Genomic DNA, 4,688 nt, shown 5'->3' on the forward strand with positions numbered 1-4,688 from the left:
GCTTTGGCCTCACCCATCAGCTCCTTCTGCTGATCGGCGATGTCCTTCTTCTCCGCATCAAGCTGCTCGTATTGCTCGATGAACTGACGCAGCTCTGCAGCAGCGACCCCATACGCGTTGTCGCCTTGCTGTTTCTCTTCGGCGGTCTCCTTCACCGGCGCGGCCTTGCGACGTTTCCGATCTGCGGCACGCATTATTGCGGCATCGCCGCTTCCGGTTGAGGGCGGGAGGCGGTCGGGCATGCCGTCGAAACTGACCTGAATGTCCATGTTGTGGTCCTTGCATTGCAGACGCTCGCGATCCCAGTGTGGATCAAGAAAATGCCCCCGGCCCGAGCAGAAGCCGGGGGCCAGTGCGGCTCAGCGGGACAGGCGCGTCGTGCTGAGCGCTTTTGCGTTGGGGTTTTGTGCCTGCGGGATGTGTGGCCGGGTCTTGGCCGCTGCCGTCACCGCGCGAATGTCACTGGCGAGGCTGGAGTTGCCGATCTGGGGCACCTCGGCCAACACCCGGCGCAGCAGGGCATGCATGGTCAGGTTCTCTTGCATCAGCGTCGGCAGCTGCGCGGTGAAATCCTGACCCATCAGGTTGATCGGCGAGGATTTCATGGTGCGGCGCGCTCTGACAGGGCGACCCAGCCGCCGTCCCGCGCTTGCGCCGCGGTGGGGGCGACGAAATCGCGGACCTCAGACCAGCTCAGCGTTGCGGACAGGATGTGCCAGATCACCAGCAGCAGGATTGCAGCAGCAATGACCGAGGTGGCCAGCAGCGCGCCGCGCATGATGTTGATCAGCAGGCGCGGAAGGTTGGCGGGTGCTGCCGAGGCGGTGAGGGCAGGGTGCATGTGCGGGCTCCATCCGGGTGGGGATGGCTCATCTGTGCGCTTAATGCGATCATATAGTCAAGCGCGAAATGCGCACAGTGATCGCTTGTAGCTATCAATTTGGGATCCTACTGATTCGTTTCACCCATCCGATGACGAAATGCGAGACGCGCTCAGTCGCGCGCGCTGGGCGATTCCACACGAAGAAGCCCGCTGGTTGGCGCGGGTTGCAGACTCGCGAGCCTGCGCCCAAAACGCGGGCATGAAGGCAACTCGCGACGGCGATACGTTCACGCTTAATGGCAGATATTGGTCAGCGACTTATCCGATAGAGGAGCTGCCGCGCTGGCTCGCGTTCTATCGCGATCAGCGCGAGAAATTCCCCAAGTCTGGGCGCAGCTATGATGCGACGATTAGAGCACTTGAGGATCTGGAGGAATACGCCCCGCAGCAAGCACAGGGGAACTCTTAATTGCTGCGGGGCGCGGACTGGCAGGGGTTGAGGCGCAGCAAGGAGTAACTGCCCCAACGCTTTAAACGGGAACTGAGGCCTCGCATCGATCGGGTGTGGCGACCAACCGATGCGAGGCGCTGACTCGCCCATAGCCAGTACGGCTCAAACGGAAAATGCGAGGGATGGTTCCAAGGTCATGTTAAAATTTTTCACGCAGTTCCTTCCCCTGATCTCAGCGCTGCCGCGACCAGCCTTGCAAGGCGCGCGGTAACCGGATCTGCTAAGACTGCAGCGTCCTCAAAGCCCTTCGCCAGTTCGGCGCGACCCTCTTTGGAGGTAGCGATAGCATCGGCCATTCCGAGCATCATGTGCACGGCAGCCGTCCTGGTCTGATGCAGTTCAAACTCCAGCGCTTTGATGCGCTCCGCAGGCTTGTCGTTCGGCGAATCTGTCATGGTCTGCCTCGATGCTTGATCGACAAAATCGTAGCGCCGCAGGTTCTGCAGAGAAATGCAATTTGGTGCGCAGAGCCTTAACCTCGGCATGAAGAAGCCCGCCGGTTGGCGGGCTGGGGGTTGCTGGAAAGCTACCCGCCGAGTTGAGACTTAACTACCTCTCCGGCGAGCCCTGCCTTATCGATCTGCAAATCATCATCCTTGAACCGCCGAAAAGCTCCAAACAGGAAGGATATGGTGATGGCAGTGATGGACACTGTGGGCGCGAGGAACATGGCCACAGCTAGGTGGGTTGAGGGCGGATGCCGGAACGGCCACCATACTGGAGGCTGGGTCCAGTGTGAAATGTGCATCATGATGTAGCCCATGAATGCTATTACCAAGACGCCAAGAATTGCCGCTAGCCGCCTCATTCGTATGCGCTGACTAATCTCGGCCAAGACTAAGTGCCGGAGCCGCCCCGCATTCTGCAGGGCGAGGTACTCCTCAAAGCTTAAGCGTTCCCTCAGGTCCCGTAGATCAGAGCGCAGTTCTTCGAGCTGATCCCTGACAGGGTGTTCAGCGTCGTTCGGGAGGTCATCAAACGGGTTCTCTGGATTGTGATCTGCTTCGGGCACGTTAACTCGCCGCAGCCCTCTTTGCCGTGTAATGCTCCAAGATGTCCTGATCGGACAGTGGGGAGAACAGCCCGTGGCGCTTTACCGCCAAGTCCCACGGCCCCCCAGGCTCATGCGTCTTCTCGGAAAGCTGAAATGCCCCCATATCCCCATAGATTTTGTATATTTCCTCTAGGAAATGGTCGTATCGATCCCCAAAATTAGCCTTGTCCGCATCGACAACACTCTTTGCGATTATGCCTTGCCTGCGGAAGCTGCGGTAGACGTCTGGAATAACGGGGCCGTGCTGCCACGCCTCTATTCGGTTTGGGAATAGCTTTGATTTCCGCATCTCAAAGTGCCAGCCATAAGCGATGTACACCAGCTTAAGGAGCTGCATAATTGTCAGCTCTCGGCCATCCTTCTGCGCCCTCTGGACGAACCAGTTGGCGATCTGACGAGCGTCGTACATCTCCACCTCCTGTCCAAAATGCTGCACTTACGCGCCCCTAACATGGGCATCCTATCATTGCAAATCCAGATAGTCTGTACGTCTAGGGTAGGGGGACACACTCAATCACCCCATTCACCCAACGGCTTGGTCAACTGGTGCGCCCAGTCACTCAGCAGCCGGGCCGCGCCGAAGTCGCCGTTCATCTGGCGGGCATCTGCGGCCATCAGGATCATCTTCGGTAGGTCAGCCATAGGGATCGCCCCCGGCTGCTCCGTTTGCAGCTGCAAAAGGCCGAGGATCACGCGGGCTGCGGCCTCGTATTGGTGGTCAGCTTCGCTCATCGACGTACCGGCGCCACGATTTTACGCCGCTCGCTCGGACCTTCGCTGCGGCGCAAGGGCGGCTCGTTGCTGCGGCGCGCGCTAGGATCTGTGTTGTTGCGCGAGTCAGGCTGGTAATAGTCGCGTGATGCTGATCCTCGGTAGCGATCAATCACTATGACTTCGCGTTGCCCACCCAGGGCAAGTACAAGCCCGATAATCACAAAAATCGCACCTGCGATCAGGCCCACGAATGTGGCGATACCCGTTGCTGCCATACCCGCAAGGCCAGCGCCGATTACTGCAGCTGCCGGATCATTTTCGGGAGCACTGGTGATCAGTTCGTGCGTCACGCGGCCGGTTAGAAGGAGCGTTGAAATTGGCAGCGCAAGGAAGCACACCCCAAGCATGAGGAAGCCTCGCCCAAACGCGCGTCGGATGGTAGGAGCGAAGAAGCCGAGTGCAGCCATGATGGCAGCTATCGCCCAGATCGCGATGGCTGCATTCTTGTCTGTTTGCTGCAAAAATGCCGCCAGAGCAGGAGACAGCACGACCGCGCTAATAATTCCAAAAACAGCACCGATCAGGGCGCGGATGACAGCAGGCATGGTGCGTTCCTTCTTGTTCTGGTCGAGCTGTGAAACCGAAAGGCCGCTATGACTCATCTTTGGGTTGATGCATCGGCGGATGACTGCCTACAGTTCTCTAAATGTTCTGGCGAGTCGGGGGGCGCAGGTTGTGGTAGACAGGAAAACCTTCGGCGAGCGCGTCATGGATCTTCCGTGTCGCTATCAAGATTTGGTTGTGGCTTTTCTAGAGCGTGAAGAGCTTCTTGCTCAGCAAGATAGAGCAGAACTTTGTGGCGCCGATCTTCAGAAAGACCCGCTAAGCGCGCATCAAGGCCTACCGTTGTGAGCGGCTCATTCGATCCGGCGCCTGCAAGAGCCAAAATAGCATCCCTCGGTACGCCATCCGGTTCCAGAGCATCGGCAAACCTTTGTGCCATGTGCATCGGTAAGTAAGGGTCCTTGAAACGTTCCGGATTTTCGTAGTGCCCATAGGTGTTTTGAGAAACACCAAGCCTTCGCGCCATCTCGCGTAAGCCAACCCCTGCGCTTTTTCGCAAGTTGCGTAATGCTGTCGTAACGGGTGTGTCAATCATGATTGTTGCGTACCGCAACAGCACGGCTCTCGTCTGTGCGCAATATGCGCTTGACCAATTGATCGCATATAGCGCACATTGCGCTCATGTCTTATGCACATCGCATCATCGATAAATTTGGCGGAATTCGGGCCGCTGCCGCCGCGCTTTCTAAAGCGCCGTCGACAGTACAGGGCTGGAAAAATCGCGGCAGCATTCCTGACGCAGAAAAGGCGAAGGTTCTTGCGGCAGCGGTCCAGAAGGGTGTCGAACTCACTCGAAACGATTTCTGGCCGTCCGGAGCTCCCGAGGACGCAGCATGAGCCTTCGCCCTGCTGCGTCCTCTTCTCGTTCTGATGATCGTCCTTCCACACGAGGACACAACAGCACGGGATCATCTGAAATGTCTTTCCGAAAATGCGGGGGCGAAGAGGCGGAGCGCGCCTGG

The 4,688-nt window shown here is 58.2% G+C and carries 10 protein-coding genes; 1 reads left to right on the top strand and 9 read right to left on the bottom strand.

Annotated elements, in window-relative coordinates:
- From IQ24_RS19965 to IQ24_RS20010, 9 genes are all read right to left on the bottom strand, one after another.
- Window positions 1–194: GapR family DNA-binding domain-containing protein (locus IQ24_RS19965; RefSeq protein ID WP_145400146.1), on the bottom strand; the 194-nt coding region annotated here is incomplete at its 3' end.
- A gap of 165 nt (window positions 195–359) precedes the next feature.
- The gene (locus tag IQ24_RS19970) at window positions 360–605 is read right to left on the bottom strand and encodes a hypothetical protein (RefSeq protein WP_145400136.1); all 246 of its coding nucleotides are present in this window, start codon (window positions 603–605) and stop codon (window positions 360–362) included.
- Window positions 602–841 carry a hypothetical protein gene (locus tag IQ24_RS19975; RefSeq protein ID WP_145400137.1) on the bottom strand — a complete coding sequence of 80 codons (240 nt, stop codon included), beginning with the start codon at window positions 839–841 and terminating at the stop codon, window positions 602–604. Before IQ24_RS19975 ends, IQ24_RS19970 begins: the two co-directional genes overlap by 4 nt.
- 642 nt (window positions 842–1,483) lie before the next feature.
- The gene (locus IQ24_RS19985; protein WP_145400139.1) at window positions 1,484–1,729 is read right to left on the bottom strand and encodes a hypothetical protein; all 246 of its coding nucleotides are present in this window, start codon (window positions 1,727–1,729) and stop codon (window positions 1,484–1,486) included.
- Between the two features lie 131 nt (window positions 1,730–1,860).
- A complete protein-coding gene (locus IQ24_RS19990) occupies window positions 1,861–2,346 on the bottom strand; it encodes a hypothetical protein (protein WP_145400140.1) in 486 nt (161 codons plus the stop codon).
- A gap of 1 nt (window position 2,347) precedes the next feature.
- Window positions 2,348–2,797: a Panacea domain-containing protein gene (locus IQ24_RS19995; protein ID WP_145400141.1), complete on the bottom strand. Its 450-nt coding sequence runs from the start codon at window positions 2,795–2,797 to the stop codon at window positions 2,348–2,350.
- 101 nt (window positions 2,798–2,898) lie between these two features.
- Window positions 2,899–3,120 (bottom strand): hypothetical protein, encoded by a 222-nt coding sequence (locus tag IQ24_RS20000; protein WP_145400142.1) that lies wholly within the window; start codon window positions 3,118–3,120, stop codon window positions 2,899–2,901.
- A complete protein-coding gene (locus IQ24_RS20005) occupies window positions 3,117–3,707 on the bottom strand; it encodes a hypothetical protein (protein WP_145400143.1) in 591 nt (196 codons plus the stop codon). Before IQ24_RS20005 ends, IQ24_RS20000 begins: the two co-directional genes overlap by 4 nt.
- Before the next feature lie 161 nt (window positions 3,708–3,868).
- Window positions 3,869–4,261 (bottom strand): helix-turn-helix domain-containing protein, encoded by a 393-nt coding sequence (locus tag IQ24_RS20010; RefSeq protein ID WP_145400144.1) that lies wholly within the window; start codon window positions 4,259–4,261, stop codon window positions 3,869–3,871.
- An 86-nt stretch (window positions 4,262–4,347) separates the two neighbouring features.
- Between IQ24_RS20010 and IQ24_RS20015 the strand changes: the two genes are divergently transcribed.
- A complete protein-coding gene (locus IQ24_RS20015) occupies window positions 4,348–4,563 on the top strand; it encodes a carph-isopro domain-containing protein (RefSeq protein ID WP_145400145.1) in 216 nt (71 codons plus the stop codon).
- Window positions 4,564–4,688: the final 125 nt, after the last annotated feature.

The sequence above is a fragment of the Paracoccus sulfuroxidans genome (genome assembly GCF_007830335.1).
Classification (GTDB): Bacteria; Pseudomonadota; Alphaproteobacteria; order Rhodobacterales; family Rhodobacteraceae; genus Paracoccus; species Paracoccus sulfuroxidans.